This is a genomic window from Caulobacter sp. 05T431 (assembly GCF_056665975.1).
Genome location: NZ_JBFTKU010000176.1, coordinates 1 through 372, shown reverse-complemented (window position 1 = coordinate 372; position 372 = coordinate 1). Strand labels below are relative to the sequence as shown.

Genomic DNA, 372 nt, shown 5'->3' with positions numbered 1-372 from the left:
AGGCAGGAGCACCAGTTGCATGGTCCGGATCCCGGAGAACCCCAGGGCGTGAGCGGCCTCGGTCTGTCCGGAGGGAATGGCCTTTATTCCTGAGCGGAGGAGATCTCCCACGACGGCGCTACTGAAGAGCGTCAAGGCGATGACGAGGAACCAGAAGTCGGAGAGTTTCAGCCCGTAGGAAGGCAGCACCAGGGACGTGAAGTAGAGCAACAGAAGCAGCGGTACGCTGGCGAAGACGTCGGTAAATACGCGGCACGCGAGGCGGACGGCTTTGCGGCGCGAAAGCAGGCCGAAGGCGAGCAACGAACCAAAGAACAGGGACAAGGCCATGCCTACTGCTGCTGCGCGCAGGTTGTTGGCGAGTCCCTCTCC

1 protein-coding gene is annotated in these 372 nt (G+C 62.1%); it reads right to left on the bottom strand.

What is annotated here, in order from left to right:
• On the bottom strand, positions 1–372 hold a 372-nt coding region (locus AC1U89_RS25010), incomplete at both ends, for an ABC transporter permease subunit (protein WP_479902308.1).